At 71.2% G+C, this 19,804-nt stretch carries 20 protein-coding genes and 1 tRNA gene; 15 read left to right on the forward strand and 6 right to left on the reverse strand.

What is annotated here, in order from left to right; all coding sequences use genetic code 11:
• Positions 1–27: 27 nt before the first annotated feature.
• The 5 genes from KF708C_RS15215 (at position 28) to KF708C_RS15235 (ending at position 5,019) form a co-directional block, all read left to right on the forward strand.
• Positions 28–1,011 (forward strand): Bug family tripartite tricarboxylate transporter substrate binding protein, encoded by a 984-nt coding sequence (locus tag KF708C_RS15215; RefSeq protein ID WP_059412459.1) that lies wholly within the window; start codon positions 28–30, stop codon positions 1,009–1,011.
• A gap of 35 nt (positions 1,012–1,046) precedes the next feature.
• Positions 1,047–2,342: a 3-isopropylmalate dehydratase large subunit gene (locus KF708C_RS15220; protein WP_059412460.1), complete on the forward strand. Its 1,296-nt coding sequence runs from the start codon at positions 1,047–1,049 to the stop codon at positions 2,340–2,342.
• A 76-nt stretch (positions 2,343–2,418) separates the two neighbouring features.
• On the forward strand, positions 2,419–3,012 hold the full coding sequence (locus KF708C_RS15225) for a LeuD/DmdB family oxidoreductase small subunit (RefSeq protein WP_082079573.1): 594 nt from the start codon (positions 2,419–2,421) through the stop codon (positions 3,010–3,012).
• A 62-nt stretch (positions 3,013–3,074) separates the two neighbouring features.
• Positions 3,075–4,277, forward strand: a complete 1,203-nt coding sequence (locus KF708C_RS15230) for an aspartate transaminase (protein ID WP_020201943.1) — start codon at positions 3,075–3,077, stop codon at positions 4,275–4,277.
• 40 nt (positions 4,278–4,317) lie between these two features.
• Positions 4,318–5,019, forward strand: coding sequence for an RraA family protein (locus tag KF708C_RS15235; RefSeq protein ID WP_020201942.1), 702 nt, complete (start codon positions 4,318–4,320; stop codon positions 5,017–5,019).
• A gap of 113 nt (positions 5,020–5,132) precedes the next feature.
• Here the strand turns inward: KF708C_RS15235 and KF708C_RS15240 are convergent.
• Positions 5,133–5,208: transfer RNA gene (locus KF708C_RS15240), tRNA-Met, on the reverse strand.
• A gap of 285 nt (positions 5,209–5,493) precedes the next feature.
• Positions 5,494–5,736, reverse strand: a complete 243-nt coding sequence (locus KF708C_RS15245) for a hypothetical protein (RefSeq protein ID WP_020201941.1) — start codon at positions 5,734–5,736, stop codon at positions 5,494–5,496.
• A 235-nt stretch (positions 5,737–5,971) separates the two neighbouring features.
• On the opposite strand from KF708C_RS15245, the gene KF708C_RS15250 reads away from it, so the two are divergent.
• Positions 5,972–6,775, forward strand: coding sequence for a 5'-3' exonuclease (locus KF708C_RS15250; protein WP_020201940.1), 804 nt, complete (start codon positions 5,972–5,974; stop codon positions 6,773–6,775).
• A gap of 28 nt (positions 6,776–6,803) precedes the next feature.
• Here the strand turns inward: KF708C_RS15250 and hpaI are convergent, their stop codons facing one another.
• Both hpaI and KF708C_RS15260 read right to left on the reverse strand, forming a co-directional pair.
• Positions 6,804–7,604, reverse strand: coding sequence for a 4-hydroxy-2-oxoheptanedioate aldolase (gene hpaI / locus KF708C_RS15255; protein WP_059412461.1), 801 nt, complete (start codon positions 7,602–7,604; stop codon positions 6,804–6,806).
• Positions 7,605–7,751: 147 nt separating this feature from the next.
• Entirely contained in the window at positions 7,752–8,615 is an 864-nt protein-coding gene (locus tag KF708C_RS15260; protein WP_020201938.1) for a class I SAM-dependent methyltransferase, read from the reverse strand.
• 292 nt (positions 8,616–8,907) lie between these two features.
• Between KF708C_RS15260 and KF708C_RS15265 the strand changes: the two genes are divergently transcribed.
• From KF708C_RS15265 to KF708C_RS15290, 6 genes are all read left to right on the forward strand, one after another.
• Positions 8,908–9,375 carry a rhodanese-like domain-containing protein gene (locus tag KF708C_RS15265; protein WP_029043373.1) on the forward strand — a complete coding sequence of 156 codons (468 nt, stop codon included), beginning with the start codon at positions 8,908–8,910 and terminating at the stop codon, positions 9,373–9,375.
• A gap of 117 nt (positions 9,376–9,492) precedes the next feature.
• Positions 9,493–10,464 (forward strand): serine O-acetyltransferase EpsC, encoded by a 972-nt coding sequence (gene epsC, locus KF708C_RS15270; protein WP_059412462.1) that lies wholly within the window; start codon positions 9,493–9,495, stop codon positions 10,462–10,464.
• A complete protein-coding gene (locus tag KF708C_RS15275) occupies positions 10,461–10,712 on the forward strand; it encodes a helix-turn-helix domain-containing protein (RefSeq protein WP_020201935.1) in 252 nt (83 codons plus the stop codon). Before epsC ends, KF708C_RS15275 begins: the two co-directional genes overlap by 4 nt.
• Positions 10,713–10,886: 174 nt before the next feature.
• Entirely contained in the window at positions 10,887–11,819 is a 933-nt protein-coding gene (locus KF708C_RS15280; RefSeq protein ID WP_020201934.1) for a family 2A encapsulin nanocompartment shell protein, read from the forward strand.
• A complete protein-coding gene (locus tag KF708C_RS15285; RefSeq protein WP_059412463.1) occupies positions 11,794–13,668 on the forward strand; it encodes a family 2A encapsulin nanocompartment cargo protein cysteine desulfurase in 1,875 nt (624 codons plus the stop codon). The genes KF708C_RS15280 and KF708C_RS15285 overlap by 26 nt, the downstream gene beginning before the upstream one ends.
• 261 nt (positions 13,669–13,929) lie before the next feature.
• A complete protein-coding gene (locus KF708C_RS15290; protein WP_020201932.1) occupies positions 13,930–14,700 on the forward strand; it encodes a ferredoxin--NADP reductase in 771 nt (256 codons plus the stop codon).
• A gap of 81 nt (positions 14,701–14,781) precedes the next feature.
• Here KF708C_RS15290 and KF708C_RS15295 read toward each other — a convergent pair whose 3' ends face one another.
• Entirely contained in the window at positions 14,782–15,006 is a 225-nt protein-coding gene (locus KF708C_RS15295; protein ID WP_059412464.1) for a hypothetical protein, read from the reverse strand.
• Positions 15,007–15,316: 310 nt separating this feature from the next.
• On the opposite strand from KF708C_RS15295, the gene KF708C_RS15300 reads away from it, so the two are divergent.
• Positions 15,317–16,402 carry an LLM class flavin-dependent oxidoreductase gene (locus KF708C_RS15300; protein WP_059412465.1) on the forward strand — a complete coding sequence of 362 codons (1,086 nt, stop codon included), beginning with the start codon at positions 15,317–15,319 and terminating at the stop codon, positions 16,400–16,402.
• A gap of 62 nt (positions 16,403–16,464) precedes the next feature.
• A complete protein-coding gene (locus KF708C_RS15305; protein WP_029043371.1) occupies positions 16,465–17,424 on the forward strand; it encodes an ABC transporter substrate-binding protein in 960 nt (319 codons plus the stop codon).
• Positions 17,425–17,463: 39 nt separating this feature from the next.
• Here KF708C_RS15305 and KF708C_RS15310 read toward each other — a convergent pair whose 3' ends face one another.
• Entirely contained in the window at positions 17,464–18,489 is a 1,026-nt protein-coding gene (locus KF708C_RS15310; protein ID WP_059412466.1) for a Bug family tripartite tricarboxylate transporter substrate binding protein, read from the reverse strand.
• A gap of 320 nt (positions 18,490–18,809) precedes the next feature.
• On the opposite strand from KF708C_RS15310, the gene KF708C_RS15315 reads away from it, so the two are divergent.
• The gene (locus KF708C_RS15315) at positions 18,810–19,799 is read left to right on the forward strand and encodes a LysR family transcriptional regulator (protein WP_020201927.1); all 990 of its coding nucleotides are present in this window, start codon (positions 18,810–18,812) and stop codon (positions 19,797–19,799) included.
• The last annotated feature ends 5 nt before the right edge of the window (positions 19,800–19,804 follow it).

The following is a 19,804-nucleotide window of genomic DNA, read 5'->3' on the forward strand; positions in this document are numbered from 1 at the left end:
CCTTCTTCCCCCCACCAAGGACCCCCGATGAAGCGCCTGATCCGCCTTAGCGCAGTACTGCTTGCCTGTTTGCCATGCCTGGCCGCCGCGGCCGACGGCGCCGCCGACGACGCTTATCCCAACAAGGCGGTGCGCATCGTGGTGCCGTTCGCCCCGGGCGGCTCGACCGACGTGGTGGCGCGCATCGTCGCCGAGAAGCTGGCGCAGCAGTTCAAGCAGCCGTTCCTGGTGGACAACCGCGCCGGCGCCAGCGGCAACATCGGCGCCGAGCTGGTGGCCAAGTCGCCCGCGGACGGCTACACGCTGCTGATGGGCGCCACCGGCGTGCTCTCGATCAACGACCATCTCTACAGCCGCATGAACTACGACGTGGCCCGGGATTTCGTGCCGGTGAGCTACGTCACGCAGAACGCCAACATCCTGGTGGTCTCGCCGAGCCTGCCGGCCACCACCGTGTCGGAGCTGGTGGCGCTGGCCAAGAGCAAGCCGGGCACGCTGAGCTTCGCCTCGTCGGGCCCGGGCAGCTCCACCCACCTGTCGGGCGAGCTGTTCAAGGCGATGTCGGGCGTGGACATCCTGCACGTGCCCTACAAGGGCAGTTCCGCCGCGCTGACCGACCTGCTGGGCGGACAGGTGACGATGCTGTTCGACAACGCGCCGTCCTCCATCGGCTTCGTGCAGCAGGGCAAGCTGCGCGCGCTGGCCGTGACCAGCCGCAAGCGCCTGCCCGGCCTGCCCAACGTGCCGACCGTGGACGAGGCCGGCTTCAAGGGCTACGAGTCGCTGTCGTGGTGCGGCATCGTGGCGCCGGCCGGCACCCCGCGCGCGATCGTGCTCAAGCTCAACCGCGCCATCGACCGCATCCTGGCCACCGACGAGGTCAGGGAGAAGCTGGTGCAGCTGGGCGTGGAGCCGGTCGGCGGCCCGCCCGAGGCGTTCGCGCGGCTGATCCAGTCCGAGCACGAGAAGTGGGGCAAGGTGGTCAAGACCGCCAACATCAAGCTCAACTGACCCCGCGCCGCCGCCCCTTCCTCCCGACCGACACGATGGCGAACACCGACCAATCCCCGGGCCGCACGCTGGCCGAGAAGCTGCTGTCGCGCGCCGGCGGCCGCGACGTGCGCGCCGGCGACCTCGCCATCTGCGCGCCGCACGCCGTCATGGGCACCGACGGCTCGATCCCGATGGCGCTGGACTACTTCCGCCAGATGCAGCCCGAGGGCGAGCCGCTGCCGCCGCCGGCGGCGCCCGAGCGGCTGGTGTTCGCGCTCGACCACTACGGCGCCACCTCCGGCGCGCGCGCGCTGGCCTTGCAGGAAGTGGCGCGGGCCTATGCGCTGGCGCACGGCGTGGGCCTGTTCGAAGCGGGCGAGGGCATCGGCCACCAGTTGATGCTGGAACGCGGCCGGGTGCTGCCGGGCACGCTGGCGGTGGGCGCCGACTCGCACGCCGTGAGCTACGGCGCGCTCAACGCCTTCGGCTCGGGCATCGGCTCTTCCGACCTGGCCGGCATCCTGCAATGCAACCAGCTGTGGCTGAAGGTGCCGGGTTCGCTGCGCATCCGCCTGCATGGCGCGCTGCCGGCCCATGCCTCGGCCAAGGACCTCGCGCTGGCGATGGCGCGGCGCATCGGCGCGGGCGGCGCCAACTACCTGGCGCTGGAATTCGCCGGGCCCGGCGTGGCCGCGCTCGACATGGACGACCGCATCGTGCTGGCCAACATGTCGGTGGAGATGGGCGCCAAGGCGGGCCTGTTCCCGTTCGACGCGCGCACCGCGGCCTGGTTGTCGGGCCGCGCGCGCGAGCCCTACGAGCCGGCCGCGGCGGACCCGGACGCGGCCTACGCCGGCACGCTCGACTTCGACCTCGGCGCCGTCGTCCCGCAGGTGGCGCTGCCGCACCGCGTGGACGGCGTGATCGACCTCGCCCAGGCGCCGGCGACCCGCGTCGACATGGTCTACCTCGGCACCTGCACGGGCGGACGCAGCAAGGACTACCGCGAGGCGCTGGACGTGCTGCGCGCCGGCGGCGGCGTGGCGCCCGGCGTGCGGCTGGTGGTGACGCCGGCCTCCGAGACGGTGCGCGCCGAGCTGGCGGGCAGCGGCATGCTGGCCGAGTTCGAGGCGCTCGGCGCGCAGATCCAGCCGCCCGGCTGCGGCGCGTGCTGCGGCACCTGCGGCAGCATTCCCGCCGACGGCATGCGCGTGATCTCCACCGCCAACCGCAATTTCAAGGGGCGCATGGGCAACCGGCAGTCGGAGATCTTCCTGGCGTCGCCGCGCGCGTGCGCGGGCGCGGCCGTCACCGGCCACCTGGTGGATCCGCGCGACCTCGCGCCGTGAGGCCCAGGTGCGGCCCCCGATGCCAGCCATGCAGTGAACGCAGCAGCAAACCGAGCAGCAAACCGAGCAGCAGACGATGCAGCAGATAGCGCAACAACAGCAGCAGCAAGAACAGCAGCAATCGCGGCGGTCGCCGGACGGCGCCGAGCGCATCCACGGCCGCGCGCGCCTGCTCGGCGACGACATCAACACCGACTACCTGATCGCCTCCAGCCGCAAGAAGGACAGCCTCGATCCGCGGGTGCTGCGCCGCTACCTGCTGGAAGACCTCGATCCCGCCTTCGCCGCCAGCGTCGCCGATGGCGACATCCTGGTGGCCGGCCACAACTTCGGCTGCGGCTCCGCGATGGAAGTCGCGGTCACGGTGGTGCTGGCCGCGGGCATCCGCGTGGTGGTGGCGCGCAGCTTCGCGCGCACCTACTGGCGCAACGCCATCAACAACGGCCTGCTGCTGATCACCGCCGATACCGCGGGCATTGCCGAAGGCGATGCCCTGGCGCTGCGCCTGGACGGCGCCAGCGCCGAGCTGCTGGTCGGCTCTCCGGCGCATGCAGCGCACGCGGCGCCGGCGCGGCGCATCGCGTGCGAGCCCGTGCCTGACATCGTGCTGACCATCCGCGCGGCCGGCGGGCTGGTGCCGTACCTGCGCCACCACCGCAAGCTGGCCTGAGCCCGCCCCGAACCCCGAACCCCGAACCTCGATCGCCCTCTCAACCTGGAACCGCCCGCATCATGACTTTCATTGCCGCCCGCCTCAACCGCATCAAACCGTCGCCGAGCTCGATGGCCGGACAACGCGCGCGCGAACTGCGCGCCGCCGGCCGCGACATCGTCGGCCTGACCTCCGGCGAGCCCGACTTCGACACGCCCCAGCATGTCTGCGAAGCCGCCACGCGCGCGATGGCCGCCTCGCGCACCAAGTACACCGACGTGGGCGGCACGCCCGAACTGAAGGCGGCCATCGCCGCCAAGTTCCGCCGCGACAACAACCTCGACTACGCCGCCAGCGAGATCATCGTCGGCACCGGCGGCAAGCAGATCATCTTCAACGCGCTGATGTGCACGGTGGACACGGGCGTGGAGGTCATCGTTCCGGCGCCGTACTGGGTGTCGTACCCGGACATCGTGCTGCTGGCCGACGGCACGCCGGTGTTCGTGCCGTGCCCGCCCGAGAACGGCTTCAAGCTGCGCCCGGAGGACCTGGAGCGCGCCATCACGCCGCGCACGCGCTGGCTGGTGCTCAACGCGCCCAACAACCCCAGCGGCGCGGCCTACACCCATGCCGAGCTCAAGGCGCTGGCCGAGGTGCTGATGCGCCATCCGCACGTGTGGGTGATGACCGACGACATCTACGAGCACATCCTCTACGACGGCCGCAAGTTCTGCACCATCGCCGAGGTCGAGCCGGCCCTGAAGGCGCGCACGCTGACCATCAACGGCGTCTCCAAGGCGTATGCGATGACCGGCTGGCGCATCGGCTACGGCGGCGCGCCGGCCGAGCTGGTCAAGGCGATGGTCAAGCTGCAGTCGCAGAGCACGTCGAACCCGTCGTCGATCAGCCAGGCCGCCGCGCTCGAGGCGCTGAACGGCCCGCAGGACTTCATCGCCGAGCGCACGCGCATCTTCCAGTCGCGGCGCGACATGGTGGTGGCCGAGCTGTCCAGCATGCCGGGCATCACCTGCCACTCGCCCGAAGGCGCGTTCTACGTCTATCCGTCGTGCGCGGGCGTGATCGGCAAGCGCACGCCGGAGGGCAAGGTCATCGAGACCGACAACGATTTCGTGCTCTACCTGCTGGAGTCGCAGAACCTGGCCGTGCTGCAGGGCGCCGCGTATGGCATGTCGCCGTTCTTCCGCATCTCGTTCGCCACCTCCGAGGCGCAGCTGCGCGAAGGCATGCGCCGCCTGCGCGCGGCCTGCGAGGCGCTGCGCTGATCCGCCCCGGCCCAACCGAAAACCGAACCTGGAGACGCCCATGAGCACCGAATCCCAACCCGTCCAGTGGCCAGCCGGCTACCGCATCAACCCGCGCGCGGCCGGTCCCGCGGCCGACCTCGTGGCGGCCTTCCGCGACATGCCGGTGGCCGCCGTGGGCGACGCCATGAGCCGCAACGTGGGCGCCATCGGCCTGCGCCAGTACCACGCGCGGCTCGATACCGTGCTGTGCGGCCCGGCCGTCACGGTGCGCGTGCGGCCCGGCGACAACCTGATGATCCACAAGGCGCTGATGATGGTGGAGGCCGGCGACGTGCTGGTCATCGACGGCGGCGGCGACGTGACGCAGGCGCTGGTCGGCGGCCTGATGCGCACCACCTGCGTGGCCCGCAAGCTCGGCGGCCTGGTGATCGACGGCGCCGTGCGCGACCTGTGCGAGTGGGCCGAGGAGGGCATGCCGATCTTCGCCAGGGGCCACACCCACCGCGGCCCGAGCAAGGACGGCCCGGGCGAGATCAACGTGCCGGTGTCGTGCGCCGGGCTGGTGGTGATGCCGGGCGACCTCGTGATCGGCGACGCCGACGGCGTGATCGCGGTGCCGGCGGCCGAGGCGGCCGACGTACTGCGCAAGACCCGCGCCCACCTGGAGAAGGAAGCGCAGATCCGCGAATCCAACCGCACCGGCACCGCCGACCGCGAGCGCTTCGACGCCGTGCTGCGGGCCAAGGGCCTGCCGGTCTGAACGGCCACGCCCGCGCATGCCTGGCCGGCGGGCCGGGCATGCGCGGGCGCGCGGCAGCCGCCGGAAAGCACAAAGCCCGCGCGGCGTGAACCGTGCGGGCTTTGCTGGAATCCTGGTTGCGGGGGCAGGACTTGAACCTGCGACCTTCGGGTTATGAGCCCGACGAGCTGCCAACTGCTCCACCCCGCGAAACGAAATATACCCGGATTGGTGCGTAATGGAAAGTCCTGATTGGATTTTCTTTTTCCATTGTCGGTGGGAGCCGGGTGCTCGATACGGGGCTGGGTGGTGGAAAGATCGCGCAAGTTTGCGCATCTTCGTGCTATGAAGTGGGAAAAACCGCATTCACGGCCATCATCCGACGTGATCGGAGCGGCGTCGGCGGGGCTTCGCATCGTTCCTGCCGGCGCAATAATGCCGGTGGCCCGGCGGCGTGCCGGGAGGCATGGGCGCGCGGAACGGCCCGGGAAGTCGTCAGCCGGTGCTGCCGTCCGCCTTCTGCGCCGGTGCCAGCGTGAAGCGCGCGGACAGGTCGGCTTCGTCGCTCAGCGGGTCCTGGGGCTGCACGATGCCTTTGGCGCTGAGCTTGGTCAGGGTGCGCGCGGCCTGGATCGGGCTGACGCCCGCGGCCTTGGCGACCTGGTATGCATCCATCGGGGTGCCCGCTTTCTGCAGGGCGTCGAGTACTGCCTGGCGGGTGTCGTGATTGTTGTTCATTTCCGGGCGCGGGTTGGATGTGGTCAGACTAGACGGAGTGGGGCGCGCGCGCAACCCCGGGTTCTCGCCAATCGCGCCGCTTGAAGCGCCGCGGCCATCGCCGCCGTTGCCTTTCGCGCCCGCCGTCTTGCCCACTTTGCCGCGCGCGGCCGGCCGCCGGCGCCGCGCCGCGGTTGCGCCGGCGGCCCGGCACGTCAGAATAGAGGGTCTGACGAGAAGTCGCACCGCACGCACCATGACGCAAACACTCCTGCTGATCGACGGCCTGAACATCCTGCGCCGCGTCTACGAGGCCAACCCGGCGCAAGACATCCCGGCCAAGGTCGAGGGCGCGGTGATCTCGGCGCTGGCCTCGTTCCGGCGCGCGCTCGCCGAGTGCCGCACCACGCATGCGCTGGCGGCGTTCGACACCGGCGGCAAGACCTGGCGCCACGAACTCTATCCGCCGTACCGCCAGCACCGCAAGCCGATGGACCCGGAGCTGGCCGAGGTGATCCCGGATTTCCGCCTGACGCTGACCGAGGTGCTGGGCCTGCAGACCGTCGCCATCGACGGCTTCGAGGCCGACGACATCATCGGCACCGCCTATTACCGCTGGACCGCGGCCAAGGACGGCGCGGCGATCCCGGTGAGCACCGACAAGGACGTGCTCCAGCTGATCGCCGACGGCGCCGTGGTGCGCAACCACTTCGCCACCGCGAAGAACGGCGAGCGCGCGTGGTTCGACGAGTCCTACGTGATGGACAAGTTCGGCGTGGCCAGCCACCAGCTGGCGGACTACCTGGCCTTGCTGGGGGACAGCTCGGACGACATTCCCGGCGTCGAGAAGATCGGCGCTAAGACCGCCGCGCGGCTGCTGGGGCAGTACGGCGACCTCGAAGGCGTGCTCGCCAACGCGGCCGGGGAGAAGGGCGTGATCGGCAAGAACCTGGCCGAGCAGGCGCATCTGGCGCGGCTGTCGCGCCAGCTGTTGTCGCTCAGGACCGATGCGCAGCTCGGGCTGACGTGGAACATGCTGCGGCTGCCCGAGCCGGCCTAGGCGCGGGCGCGAGGGCGGCGGCAGTGCTTCAGTACGCCGCCGAGGGCCCGCCGGCCGGCGCGGCGGCGCCGGTGAATTCCGCGGCCAGCCTGCGCGCGGCGTTGGCATAGACCAGCACGTCCACCCCGGTGGCGACGAAGGTGCAGCCCAGTTCCAGGTAGCGGCGCGCGAGGCCGTTGTCGGAGGTCAGCGTGCCGGCCGCCTTGCCGCTGGCGACGATGGTGCGCATGGCGCCCTCGATGGCGGCCTGCACCTCGGGGTGGCCGGGGTTGCCGCGGTGGCCCATCGACGCGGCCAGGTCCGCCGGGCCGATGAACACGCCGTCCACGCCGTCCACCGCGCAGATCGCTTCCAGGTTCTGCAGCGCCGTCACCGTCTCGGCCTGCACCAGCAGGCAGATTTCGTCGTCGGCCACCGCCAGGTAGTCGGCGCGCGCGTTCCAGCGCGAGGCGCGCGCAATCGCGCTGCCCACGCCGCGGATGCCGTGCGGCGGATAGCGCGTGGCGGCCACCAGCGCGGCGGCCTGTGCGGCGGTGTCCACCATCGGCACCAGCAGGCTCCTGGCGCCGATGTCCAGCAACTGCTTGATCAGCGGCACTTCGCCGGCCACCGCGCGCACCACCGGCTGCGACGGGTAGGGCGCGACGGCCTGGAGCGCGTGCAGGATGCCGCCGAGCTCGTTGGGCGCGTGCTCGCCATCGATCAGCAGCCAGTCGAAGCCGGCGGTGGCCGAGACTTCCGCCAGGTAGGGCGAGGCCATCGAGACCCAGAGGCCGATCTGCGGCTTGCCGGCCGCCAGCGCGGCCTTGAAGGGATTGTTTGCGGGCATGGGGGTCTCCGGGTTTGCCGTTGTGGTCTGTCGTGCGCGGGCGCCGCGTGGCGCCGCGGAACCTGCCGAATATACGGGCAGCCGGTGGCGCGGTCCAGATGCCGGCGCCCCGGCATGCTCGCGCGGCGCCGGCCGGCGCGCCTGCGGCTACGGCTGGCTCGCCGGCGGCTTGACGAACTTCAGCGTCATGCGGTCGGACTCGCCGATGGCGAGGAAGGCGGCGCGGTCGCGCTCGCCGCCGCGCAGCGTGGGCGGCAGCGACCACACGCCGTCCGGGTGGTCGTGGCCGTCGCGCGGGTTGGCGTTGATCTCGCTGCGGCCGGCCAGCGCGAAGCCGGCCGCGCGCGCGTGGTCGATCACGTAGTCCTCGGTGACGTAGCCGGTGGCGATCATCTGGTCCAGCGAGGTGCCCGGCGTGGCGCGGTGTTCTTCCACGCCGAGCACGCCGCCCGGCTTGAGCACCGCGTAGAAGGCGCGCAGGCTGTCGTCCAGGTGGCCGTCCTGGATCCAGTTGTGGATGTTGCGGAAGGTCAGCACGAGGTCGGCGCTGCCGGGCGGGGCGAAATCGGCGGGCTGGCGCAGCGGCAGCGTGCCGACCACCACCTTGCCGTAGCTGGCCGGGTCGCGCGCCAGCTTCTGCGCGTAGTTGGCGCGCGCCTTCGCGCTTTCCTCGCCGGCCGCGCCCGCGTCGTAGTGCGCGGCGTAGAGCTTGCCGCGCTCGCGCAGCAGCGGCGCCAGGATCTCCGTGTACCAGCCGCCGCCGGGCGCGATCTCCACCACGGTCTGGCCCGGCGCGAGGCCGAAGAAGCGCAGCGTCTGCAGCGGGTGGCGGTAGGCGTCGCGCGCCTTGTTGGCGGCGCTGCGCTGCGGGCCGGCGATGGCCGCGGCCAGCGCGGCCTCGTCGTTGCCGGCCTGGGCGCCCGCGGCGGTGGCGGCCAGGGCGAGCGTGCCGGCGCAGGCCAGCAGCAGGGCGCGCCGCGCGAGGCGGTGCGGTGAAGACTTCGGGGTCATGGCGTCCTTTGCCGGTGTGAGGGGGCGGTGGCGGCACATCGCGCGCCGCCGCGGGCCGGACTCGAATCTGGACTCGGCGCCGCCGCCTGTCAAGCCGGCGCGCCGGCGTGCCGCCGCCGTCTTTGGAAATGCGTTTTTATTCGTTTTCAATCTCCGCGCCCGCTTTCATAGTGCAGACGTGATGGCTATAGGCGGTTGCCGGCCACCGGAAACCGTGCCACGGGCGCGGATGACAGGCGAGCAGCGTGCCGGCGCAACGCACGGCCCGCGCGCCACAAGGAGAACACGACACATGACGACTGCATTGGAAAACCAGACCAGCCATGCCGTGCTGGAAGCCGCGCGCGGCGTGGCACGTTCGTCCGGCCTGCCCTACGCGGGCCGCGTGACGCCGCAGCAGGCCTGGGCGCTGTTCAGCGCGGGCGACGCCGTGCTGGTGGACGTGCGCACGGCGGAGGAGCGCAAGTTCGTCGGCTACGTGCCGGACAGCGTGCACGTGCCCTGGGCCACCGGCACCAGCCTGACCCGCAATCCGCGCTTCGTGCGCGAGCTGGAAGCCAAGACCGGCAAGGACGCCGTGGTGCTGCTGCTGTGCCGCAGCGGCAACCGCTCCGCGCTGGCCGCCGAGGCCGCCGCCAAGGCGGGGCTGGCCAATGTGTTCAACGTGCTGGAAGGCTTCGAGGGCGACCTCGACGAGCGGCAGCGGCGCGGCCGCAGCGGCGGCTGGCGCTTCCACGACCTGCCCTGGGTGCAGGACTAGCCGGGGCGGGCAGGGGCCGGGCATGCCCGGCCACGCCGCGCGGGACGGCGGTGCAGCGCCAGAGCGTTAGAGCGACAGAGCGGCACAACAACACAACGCAGAACGGGGAGCATCACAGTGGCTGACTTCGAGATCGGCGGGATCGTGCTCGCCTTGCAGCAGGTGCGCCAGCATTGGCGCGAGGGCCAGCAGCGGCTGCTGGAGCCGGGCGGGCGTGACCTGCCTTCGCGCGATGCGCTGGCGCAGGTGGTGGCCGCGCTCAAGGGCGTGCTGTTCCCGATGCGGCTGGGGCCGCCGGACCTGCGCCAGGAAAGCGAGAACCTGTACGTGGCGCACTCGCTCGACGCCGCGCTGCACGGCCTGCTGGCCCAGGCCCGGCTCGAGCTGCACTACGCCGCGCGCCACGGCGAGCGCGACGAGGCCGGCGAGCGGGCGCGGGCGCTGGCCGCGGTGCGCGAGTTCGCGGACCGCCTGCCGCGCATCCGCGAGCTGCTCGACAGCGACGTGCTGGCCGCCTTCCACGGCGACCCCGCCGCCGGCAGCGTGGACGAGGTGCTGCTGTGCTATCCCGGCATCCTCGCCATGATCCACCACCGCATCGCCCATGCGCTGTACGGGCTGGGGCTGCCGCTGCTGGCCCGCATCGTGGCCGAGCTGGCGCACGCCGAGACCGGCATCGACATCCATCCCGGCGCGCGGATCGGCGGCGGTTTCTTCATCGACCACGGCACCGGCGTGGTGGTGGGCGAGACCACCATCATCGGCGAGCGCGTGCGCCTGTACCAGGCGGTCACGCTCGGCGCCAAGCGCTTTCCGCGCGACGCCACCGGCAAGCTCGAGAAGGGCCTGCTGCGCCATCCCATCGTCGAGGACGACGTGGTCATCTATGCCGGCGCCACCATCCTCGGGCGCGTCACGCTGGGGCGCGGCGCGGTGATCGGCGGCAACGTCTGGGTCACGCAGGACGTGCCGGCGGGCGCGCACGTGACGCAGGCCGTGTCCCGCAACGAGACGGCCCGCAGCGGCGGCGCGCCCGGCGAGAGCGCGCGCGGCGGCGCGCCGCTTGCCGCCGAGGGCAGCCTGCCATGACGGACCTGGTGCGGAGCCTGGGCACGGCGGTGCGCCAGTTGCGCGAGGCGCATGCGTGGTCGCAGGAGGAACTGGCCGAGCATGCGGGCCTGAACCGCTCCTACATCGGCGAGATCGAGCGCGGCAGCGCCGTCGCTTCCATCGTCACCGTGGAGAAGCTGGCCGCGGCGCTGGGCGTGCCGATCTCCTGGCTGCTGCGCCCGCCCGGCGCCGCCGCGCAGTCCGGCACGGCGGCGGCCGGGCGCTGAGCGCGCGCCGCCGCGAAAGCCGCCGCGGCGCGGCCCGCGATGGCCGTTGGCGGATTGCCGTCTATAGCATGTTGAACGGCCCGTGCCGGCTCCAGATAATCGCTGCGGTAATAAGCATTCTCGTTTTTGTCATAAGCCCCCACCCACTTTTGTCCATCAGCCACGGAGCAGCACATGTCGGTACACGGGAGCAGCCACACGGCGCTCGGCGATAACGCAGCACGGCAACTAGCCAATGCCACCAAGACCATCCCCCAGCTTGCGACCATCACGCCGCGCTGGCTGACGCACTTCCTGCAGTGGGTGCCGGTGGAAGCCGGCATCTACCGCCTGAACCAGGTGCTGGACCCCGAGTCGGTCAAGGTGGCCTGCACCCAGCGCGACGACGAGGGCAAGCTGCCGCGCACCTTCGTCAACTACGACGAGCATCCGCGCGAGTATTTCCTCAACGCGGTGAGCACCGTGCTGGACGTGCATACCCGGGTGTCGGATCTCTACAGCAGCCCGCACGACCAGATTAAGGAACAGTTGCGCCTGACCATCGAGACCATCAAGGAGCACCAGGAAGGCGAGCTGATCAACAACCCCGACTACGGCCTGCTGGCCAACGTGGCCGAGGAGCAGCGCGTGTTCCCGCTGACCGGCGCGCCCACGCCGGACGACCTCGACGAGCTGCTCGCCAAGGTGTGGAAGGAGCCGGCCTTCTTCCTGACCCATCCGCTGGCGATCGCCGCGTTCGGGCGCGAGTGCACGCGCCGCGGCGTGCCGCCGCCGACCGTGAGCCTGTTCGGCTCGCAGTTCATCACCTGGCGCGGCATCCCGCTGATCCCGTCGGACAAGGTGCCGGTGGCCGACGGCAAGAGCAAGATCCTGCTGCTGCGCGTGGGCGACAAGCGCCAGGGCGTGGTCGGCCTGTACCAGCCCGGCGTGGCCGGCGAGCAGGGGCCGGGCCTGTCGGTGCGCTTCATGGGCATCAACGACCAGGCGATCGCCTCGTACCTGATCTCGCTGTACTGCTCGCTGGCGGTGCATTCGCCGGACGCGCTGGCGGTTCTCGATGACGTGGAGATCGGCAAGTACCATGACTACCCTGACACCTACAAGTAATCCGGCGGCGGGTTCTCCCGCGGGCCTGCCGGGCGCGCCGTCGGTGCCGCCGGGCCTGCCCGATCCCGCCGCGCTGGCGCGGCTGGCGGGCGCGTTCTTCTCGGCGCTGCCGGGCACCTCGCCGGCCGCCGTGCAGTCGCCGCCGCTGGTGAACAACCCCGCGCCGCCGGGCTCGCCCGTGGCCGGCCCCGGCGGCACCGGCACCGGCGTGCCCGGCGCGGCCATCCCGCAAGGCCACGTGCCGGGCGCCAACCTGCTGCCGGCCGCGCCCACGCACGTGCTGTCGCTGCCCAACCGCGCGCCGTCCCTGGCGCCCACCGCGGCGGCGCAGAACGGCCTGCCGGACACGGCGGTGACGGTGGCGCCCGCGCTGGAAAGCCGCTTCGGCGGCCAGGCGCTGGGCGTGCCGCACGCGGCCGCGCCGTCGCCCCATGCTTCGGCCGCGCCCGCCTACTACTTCCTGGAAGGCGCGGGCCGCGCCCCGCACGGCGGCGCGGCGGAGCTGCGCGAGATCGCCACGTTCGGCGATCCGCTCGCGCTGCACCTGCCGCGGCAGGGGCCGGGCGCGCAGGGCTACGGACAGGACCGCGCCGGCAAGGAAGCGCTGCCGTGGGCCGCGTCGTCGGCGCGCGTGCCGTTCGACGTCAACGCCATCCGCCGCGACTTCCCGATCCTGCAGGAGCGCGTCAACGGCCGCCAGCTGGTGTGGTTCGACAATGCCGCCACCACCCACAAGCCGCAGTCGGTGATCGACCGCCTCGCGTACTTCTACGCGCACGAGAACTCCAACATCCACCGCGCCGCGCATGCGCTGGCCGGGCGCGCCACCGACGCCTACGAGGCCGCGCGCAGCAAGGTGCAGCGCTTCATCGGCGCGGCCTCGCCGGAGGAGATCGTCTTCGTGCGCGGCACCACCGAGGCCATCAACCTGATCGCCAAGACCTGGGGCGCGAAGCACGTGGGCGAGGGCGACGAGATCGTCGTCTCGCACCTGGAGCACCACGCCAACATCGTGCCGTGGCAGCAGCTTGCCGCGCAGACCGGCGCGCGGCTGCGGGTGATCCCGGTGGACGATTCGGGCCAGGTGCTGCTGGACGAATACCGCAAGCTGCTCAACGACCGCACCCGCATCGTCTCGGTGACGCAGGTCTCGAACGCGCTCGGCACCGTGGTGCCGGTCGCGGAGATCGTCGAGATGGCGCATCGCGCCGGCGCCTGCGCGCTGGTCGACGGCGCGCAGTCGGTCTCGCACATGCGCGTGGACGTGCAGGCCATCGACGCCGATTTCTTCGTGTTCTCGGGCCACAAGGTGTTTGGCCCGACCGGCATCGGCGTGGTCTACGGCAAGCGCGCGCTGCTCGAGGACATGCCGCCCTGGCAGGGCGGCGGCAACATGATTGCCGACGTGACCTTCGAGCGCACGGTGTTCCAGCCGCCGCCCAACCGCTTCGAGGCCGGCACCGGCAACATCGCCGACGCGGTGGGGCTGGGCGCCGCGCTGGACTACGTGGAGCGGGTCGGCATCGAGAACATCGCCCGCTACGAGCACGACCTGCTGGAGTACGCCACCCATCTGCTGCAGCCCATTCCGGGCGTGCGGCTGGTGGGCACGGCGCGCGACAAGGCCAGCGTGCTGTCGTTCGTGCTCAAGGGCTACGAGACCGAAGAGGTGGGGCAGGCACTCAACGAGGAAGGCATCGCGGTGCGCTCCGGGCATCACTGCGCGCAGCCGATCCTGCGGCGCTTCGGGCTGGAAGCCACGGTGCGGCCTTCGCTGGCCTTCTACAACACCACGGAGGAGGTCGACCGGCTGATTTCGGTGGTCAGGCGCCTGTCCGGGCGGCGCTGAAGCCGGCGCAAGTGGAGACCAGCCGCTGAAAACGCAGGCACAACGGCCGCGAAACCCGCATAAAACCATGACATCGGGCATGAATTGGCACGCGGCCTGCGTTTTCTCCTAAAATCCGCTATCTTCTCACTTTGAATCGGCGCGCCTTCCTGCCTTCGGACCGGAGCCGCCTTGTTGAACGCAACCGGCACGCTTCCCGCCCGCCACTGGCACCAGGCCCCCCGACGCCGGCGCAATACAGCGCTTTCCAGCGCTTTTTTCATGAGCAATCTGAACCAGCAAAGCATCCTTTCCGTCCATCACTGGACCGACACGCTCTTTAGTTTCACCTGCACCCGCGACCCCGGTTTCCGCTTCGAGAACGGCCAGTTCGCGATGGTCGGCCTGGAAGTCAACGGCCGCCCGCTGCTGCGCGCCTACAGCATCGCCAGCGCCAACTACGAGGAAACGCTGGAGTTCTTCAGCATCAAGGTGCCCGACGGCCCGCTGACCTCCCGCCTGCAGCATCTGCGCGAAGGCGACCAGATCTTCGTCGGCAAGAAGCCCACCGGCACGCTGCTGGTCGACAACCTGCTGCCCGGCAAGACCCTGTGGCTGCTGGCCACCGGCACCGGCCTGGCGCCGTTCCTGTCGATCATCCGCGACCCGGAAGTGTATGACCGCTACGACAAGATCGTGCTGACCCATACCTGCCGCTTCGTCGAGGAGCTGGCCTACCGCGAGCTGATCCAGGAACACCTGCCCCAGCACGAGTACCTGGGCGAGCTGGTGCGCGAGAAACTGGTGTATTTCCCCACCGTGACGCGCGAAGAGTTCGACAACAAGGGCCGCATCACCGACCTGATCGCCTCCGGCGAGCTGTTCGAGCGCCTGGACGTGCCCCCGTTCTCGCTCGAGAACGACCGCATCATGCTGTGCGGCAGCCCCGACATGCTCAAGGACGTGCGCAACATCCTGATCGAGCGCCAGTTCACCGAAGGCAACATGAGCCATCCCGGCCACTTTGTGCTGGAAAAGGCCTTCGTCGACTGAGGCTTGCGCCGGCGGCGGCGCGATGCCGCCGCCGCTTGCCAGCCTGACTCGCCCGTTCGCGGCGCGTTCCTGCCGGCGGTCCTAGCCGCCCTGCTGGCGGGACATCACCCAGAAATGCACGCCCAGGGTGGTCAGGAAGACCCCCGCCAGTTGCAGCCAGCCCGCCTCCGTTCCCAGCGCCAGGCCCAGCCCCGCCACCGTGGCGGCGGCGCCCGCGCGTCCGCGCCATCCTTCATGCCATTCGCCGCGCCGCGTCCCGGCCTGCCGGTCCGCCCGCGCGCGCGCCGGCTCCCTGACTCGTTCCATCGTGACTCCCGCCGTGCCGGCGGGGCCGCCAGGCCCCGCGCCCGCGCAGGCTAACGCGCGGGCGCGCGGGCGCGCAAAGAAGAAAACCGCCTGTGGATATGCGGCCAGGGATGCGGCCAGGGATGCGGCCAGGGATGCGGTCGGCATGCGGCCGGCGCCATCGGCCGCCACGGCGTGAACCGCATATTCACCGTCGTTCTTATTCGTTAAGAACCGCGCCCGCGCGGCGTATGTTCATGGCTTGTCCGCGCGGCGCGGGCGCGTTGCGCGCCGCCGCCGCATCCGCAAACCAGCAACAGGGGAGTCTTCGATGAGCGTGGAAATCATTGGCATGATCCAGACCCAGAAGCAGTCGGAGATCCATCCGGCCAGCGGGCCGGCGGTGGATCGCGATTACGTGCGCGCGTTCGCGCAGGCGCACGAGCAGGGCGGCTTCGACCGCGTGCTGGTGCCGCACCATTCCACCGGCCCCTCGGCCACGCTCGCCATCTCCTACGCGGCGGCCGTGACCGAGCGCGTGCATTTCATGCTGGCGCACCGCCCCGGCTTCACCGCACCGACGCTGGCCGCGCGGCAGATCGCCACGCTCGACCAGTTCAGCGGCGGCCGGCTCGGCGTGCACTTCATCTCGGGCGGCTCGGATGCGGAGCAGCAGCGCGACGGCGATTTCCTCAACCACGACGAGCGCTACGCGCGCACCGACGAGTACCTCGGCATCCTGCGGCGCATCTGGACCGAGGACAAGCCGTTCGACCACGAAGGCAAGTACTACCGCTTCACGCAGGGCTTCTCCGAGGTCAAGCCGGCCCAGCGCCCGCACGTGCCGGTCTTCTTCGGCGGCGCGTCGCAGGTCGCCATCGAGGTTGCCGGGCGCCATGCCGACGTGTACGCGCTGTGGGGCGAATCGCTCGACCAGGTGCGCGAGCTCACCGCGCGCGTGCGCGCCGAGGCGGCGAGGAACGGGCGGCAGGTGCGCTTCTCGGTGTCGTTCCGCCCGATCCTGGCGGCCACCGAGGCGCAGGCCTGGGCGCGCGCCGAGCGCATCCTGGCGCGGACGCGCCACCTGCGCGAGGTGGCCGGCCTGGCGCCGGGCGGCCCGCAGCAGAGCGAAGGCGCGCGCCGCCTGCTGGCCGCGGCCGACCAGGGCGCGCGCGTGGACAAGCGCCTGTGGACCGAGATCGCGAAGCTGACCGGCGCGCGCTCCAACTCCACCGCGCTGGTCGGCACGCCGGAGCAGGTGGCCGACGCGCTGCTGGACTACTACGACCTCGGCGTCACCACCTTCCTGATCCGCGGCTTTGATCCGCTGGAAGACGCGGTGGACTACGGCCGCGAACTGATCCCGCGCGTGCGCGCACTGGTGGCGCAGCGCGAAGCCGGCCGCAAGGCGGCATGAGCATGATGACGCGGAGGATGGCACGGCAGATGGCACGGCAGACGGAGACGGCGAAGCAGGACATGACGGCATCCAGGCGGCGATTCCTGCGCTACGGCGTGGCCGCGGGCGCGGCGGCGGCGAGCGGCGCGCTGCCGTTCGCGGCGCGCGCGCAGGCGCGCCCGGTGCTCAAGGCCGGCGACCAGAAGGGCGGGCTGCGCGCCCTGCTGGAGAACGCCGGCGAGCTCAAGAACCTGTCCTACGACATCCAGTGGACCGAATTCCCGGCCGCCGCGCCGCTGGCCGAGGCGCTCAACGCGGGCGCGGTGGACTCCGGCCCGATCGGCGACGCGCCGGCCATCTTCGCGCTGGCCGCCGGCACGCCCATCAAGATCATCGGCGCCAACCGCTCGGACCCGTTCGGCACCGCGGTGCTGGTGCGCGCGGATTCGCCGTGGAAAAGCGCGGCCGACCTGCGCGGCAAGAACATCGGCACCAACCGCGGCTCCATCGGCCACTTCGTCACGCTCAAGGCGCTGGAGTCGGCCGGGCTGAAGCCCGAGGACGCCAACATCCGCTTCCTGCCGCCGGCCGACGCCAAGCTCGCGCTGGTCAACGGCTCGATCGACGCCTGGGCGACCTGGGAACCCTACACCGCGCTGGCCGAGACCAGCGGCCACGCGCGCGTGCTGGTCAGCGGCCGCGGCCTGTGGTCGGGCCTGAGCTACCTGGCCGCCACCGACAGCGCGCTGGCCACCAAGCGCGAGGTGCTGCGCGACTTCCTGCAGCGCGCGGCGCGCGCGCAGGTATGGTCGTACCAGCACGTGGACAGCTATTCCGCGGCGCTGGCGCGCATCATCGGCATCCCGCCCGAGGCCGCGCGGCTGCAGTTCGAGCGGCGCCGCACGCAGTGGCGCAACATCGACGCCGCGCTGATCGCCGAGCAGCAGCGCACCGCCGACTTCTATCTCAAGGCCGGCCTGCTCAAGCAGCGGCTGGACGTGCGCACCACGTTCGACACGGGCTTCCCGCTGGCGGCGTAGGCGGCGTAGGCGGCGTAGGCGACGTGGGGCGGGGCCTGGTCACAAGGACAGGTTGGCCGCGCGGATGACGCCGCCCCAGCGCTTCACGTCGCTGGCGCCCACGCGCGCCAGCTCCGCGCTCGAGCCGTACTTCGGCGTGTAGCCGTTCTGCGCCATCTTCGCGGTGAAGTCCTTGTCCTTCAGCACCTCGGCGACGGCGCGGTCGACCGCGTCGATCATCGGCTTCGCGGTGCCCTTCGGCGCGAACAGGCCGAACCAGTTGTTGACGTCGTAGCCCGGGATGCCGGCCTCGACCAGCGTCGGCAGCTGTTCCAGCGCGGGCATGCGCTGCGTCGACGCCACCGCCATCGCGCGCACCTTGCCGCTGTTGATGAGCGGCAGCGACGACGGAATGCTGTCGAACATGAACGACACCGTGCCCGAGAGCAGGTCCGTGACCGCCTGCGACGAACCCTTGTAGGGGATGTTGTTGAGCTTCACGTTGAGCTTCTGCCCGAGCAGGATGCCTTCGAGGTGCGACAGCGTGCCGAAGCCCGAGGCATAGTCCACCTTGCCGCTGCGGCTGTTCAGCCACGCGGCGAATTCCTTGAAGTCCCTGGCCGGTACCGACGGGTGCACCACCAGCACGTGCGGGGCGCTCGCCATCAGCGCGACCGGATCGAGGTCGCGCACCACGTCGTAGCGCGCGTTCTTGTTGAGCAGCGTGCCGATGATCTGCGTGGTCAGCGCGCACAGGTAGATCGTGTTGCCGTCGGGCGCGGCCTGCGCCGCCGCGTTGAGGCCGATCATGCCGCCCGCGCCGGCGCGGTTGTCGACGACGATGGTGCGGTTCAGGAGCTGGCCGAGCTTCTGCCCCAGCATGCGCGCGAGGATGTCGGCCGAGCCGCCGGGCGGATAGGCCACGATCAGGCGCAGCGGCCCGGTGTTGTCGCTCTGTGCCCATGCCGTGCCGGCGGGCGCCGCGCCCAGCCCCGCGGCCAGCAGCGCGCCCGCGCCGATGCGGCGCAGCGCTCGCCGCCTGCGGGCGAGGCGGGTGGGGCAGGATTCGGACACGGCGTGGTGCATTGGCTTGGCTCCTATGGCAGAGGACATGACGGGACGATGCGCGCCGCGCGCTCCGTGGCGCGCGGTCGGTGATCAATGATCGTCGCATCGGTGGCCGGCGCAAATACGTGTTTCGCGAGCGTGGCATCGTCAACCGCGAGTGCACCGCAATGGTGACGCGCGCGGTGGCGCACTCGATGACGTGCCTGGTGGCGTGTCCTGTGGCGCTTGGTAGGAACCCGGATTGACGGCGGCCCGCACATCGTCGGATCGTGCAGCCATTCGCACGGCGTCACCTCCCACGGAGCCCGGGCACGGACCTTGCTCCGTGTTCGCCCAACATGAACCTGCCAGTCAAGCCCACCCATACCCAGACCGATGCCGCCAGGCCGCCGGGCCAATGCCGGCCGGCCGCGCGCGGCCGGCATCACGGCGGCCTTGTGTCGCGCCTCGACCTCGTCACGCTGAAGCTGTTCGTGGCGATCGTCGAGGAGCAGAGCATCAACCGCGCCGCCGAGCGGGAATTCATCGCGCCCTCGGCCGTCAGCAAGCGCATCGCCGACCTGGAGCATGCCACGCAGACGCAGCTGCTCATCCGCCATCGCAAGGGCGTGGAGCCGACCGTGGCGGGGCTGGCCATGCTCAACCACGCGCGCACCATGCTGCGCAATCTCGCCGAGCTCGAGAGCGAGATGTTCGACTACGCCGACGGCGTGCGCGGCAACGTGCGCATGCTGGCGAGCGAGTCGGCGCTGTTCGGTTATTTCCCCGACGCGCTGAAGACCTTCACCGGGCTGTATCCGGAGATCCGCATCGACCTGGCCGCGGCCACCAGCGCGGCGTCGGTGCAGGCCGTCACGGACGGCGCGACGGACATCGGGATCTTCTGGGGCGACGTGCCGGCGCCGCATCTCAAGGTGGTGCCGTGCTATTCGGACCGGCTCGTCGCCGTGGTCCCGGCCGGCCATCCGCTGGCCGCGCACGAGGCGGTGCGCTACGTCGACGTGCTCGACCACGAGATGGTCGAGCAGGAGGCCACCAGCGCGCTGCAGGCGCTGCTACTGCGCCAGGCGGCCGAGCTCGGCATCACCCCGCGCACGCACGTGCGCGTGGAGGGCTACGACGCGGTGTGCCGCATGGTGCAGGCGGGGCTCGGCGTCGGCATCGTGCCGCACAGCTACGCGGTGCGGCTGTCGCCGCAGGCCGGCGTGGTCGCGCTCGGCCTGCTGGAGAACTGGGTGGACCGGCACTACAAGGTGTGCGTGCGCGACCTGGAACAGCAGCCGGTGGCGACGCGGCTGATGTTCCAGCACCTGACCGGCGGCACCTGACCCGC

The sequence above is a fragment of the Cupriavidus basilensis genome, assembly GCF_000876015.1.
GTDB lineage: Bacteria > Pseudomonadota > Gammaproteobacteria > Burkholderiales > Burkholderiaceae > Cupriavidus > Cupriavidus basilensis_B.